This is a genomic window from Nocardiopsis sp. TNDT3 (assembly GCF_003427465.1).
GTDB lineage: Bacteria > Actinomycetota > Actinomycetes > Streptosporangiales > Streptosporangiaceae > Nocardiopsis > Nocardiopsis dassonvillei.
Genome location: NZ_QPFC01000085.1, coordinates 1 through 1592 on the forward strand (window position 1 = coordinate 1; position 1592 = coordinate 1592).

The 1592-nt window shown below is 70.7% G+C and carries 1 protein-coding gene and 1 tRNA gene; one reads left to right on the forward strand and one right to left on the reverse strand.

What is annotated here, in order from left to right; translation table 11 throughout:
* Nucleotides 1–42: 42 nt before the first annotated feature.
* A tRNA-Trp gene (locus DQW06_RS02445) sits at nt 43–115 on the reverse strand.
* 222 nt (nt 116–337) lie between these two features.
* On the opposite strand from DQW06_RS02445, the gene DQW06_RS02450 reads away from it, so the two are divergent.
* Nucleotides 338–1546 carry a pyridoxal phosphate-dependent aminotransferase gene (locus DQW06_RS02450; protein ID WP_174547194.1) on the forward strand — a complete coding sequence of 403 codons (1209 nt, stop codon included), beginning with the start codon at nt 338–340 and terminating at the stop codon, nt 1544–1546.
* Nucleotides 1547–1592: the final 46 nt, after the last annotated feature.

The following is a 1592-nucleotide window of genomic DNA, read 5'->3' on the forward strand; positions in this document are numbered from 1 at the left end:
GTGCGGCGCCCGCCGGGGCGCCGCACCGCACGCGCGAAGGTGCAGGGCAGGAGGGACTCGAACCCCCAACCGCCGGTTTTGGAGACCGGTGCTCTGCCAATTGAGCCACTGCCCTTAGCGGAAACTGCGATCCCACCATAGCCGGTTCCGGTGCGCTGCGCACACCGTGCGCCAGGTAACACCTGGGCCACGACCGGCCGACCCGAAAGAGTGTATGCGCTCGGGGCGCCGTGACCAAACCGTTCGTCCCTCCGAGGAGGGTGAACGACCCCTTCGTCCGGTTGCGCCCTCCTTCCCGCCCGCGCCCGGACCAGGGGCGCATGACAACATGGGACGCATGACTGATCGACCCCGTCTCTCTGCACGTATCAGCGCGATCTCCGAGTCCGCCACCCTGGCCGTGGACGCCAAGGCCAAGGCGATGAAGGCGGAGGGCCGTGCCGTCATCGGCTTCGGCGCGGGAGAGCCCGACTTCCCGACCCCCGACTACATCGTCGAGGCCGCCGTCGAGGCCGCCCGTGAGCCCCGGTTCCACCGCTACACGCCCGCCGGCGGCCTGCCCGAGCTCAAGAAGGCCATCGCCGAGAAGACCCTGCGCGACTCCGGCTACGAGGTCGACCCCGCCCAGGTCCTGGTGACCAACGGCGGCAAGCAGGCCATCTACGAGGCCTTCGCCGCCATGCTGGACCCGGGCGACGAGGTCATCGTCATCGCCCCGTACTGGACCACCTACCCCGAGTCGATCAAGCTCGCGGGCGGCGTCCCGGTCTTCGTCGTCACCGACGAGAGCACCGGCTACCTGGCCAGTGTGGAGCAGCTGGAGGCGGCGCGCAGCGAGCGCACCAAGGTCCTGGTGTTCGTCTCCCCGTCCAACCCGACCGGCGCCGTGTACCCGCGCGAGCAGGTCCGCGAGATCGGCCGCTGGGCGAACGAGCACGGCCTGTGGGTGCTGTCCGACGAGATCTACGAGCACCTGGTCTACGGGGACGCCGAGTTCTCCTCGCTGCCCGTCGAGGTGCCCGAGATCGCCGACCGCACCGTCATCGTCAACGGCGTGGCCAAGACCTACGCCATGACCGGCTGGCGCGTGGGGTGGATCATCGGCCCCAAGGACGTGGTCAAGGCCGCGGGCAACCTCCAGTCGCACGCCACCTCCAACGTCGCCAACGTCTCGCAGGCCGCCGCCCTGGCCGCGGTCTCCGGCGACCTGGACGCCGTGGCGACGATGCGCGAGGCCTTCGACCGCCGCCGCAAGACGATCGTGCGCATGCTCAACGAGATCGACGGCGTGGTCTGCCCCGAGCCGCAGGGCGCGTTCTACGCCTACCCCTCGGTCAAGGGCGTGCTGGGCAAGGAGATCCGGGGCAGGACGCCGCAGACCTCCACCGAGCTGGCCGAGCTCATCCTGGAGCAGGCCGAGGTCGCCGTGGTGCCCGGTGAGGCCTTCGGCACCCCCGGCTACCTGCGCCTGTCCTACGCGCTCAGCGACGAGGACCTCGCCGAGGGCGTGAGCCGCATCCAGAAGCTGCTGGCCGAGGCCAAGTAGGCCGCACGGCCGTCGGACGCGCCCCGGGGACGGGTTCCCCGGGGCG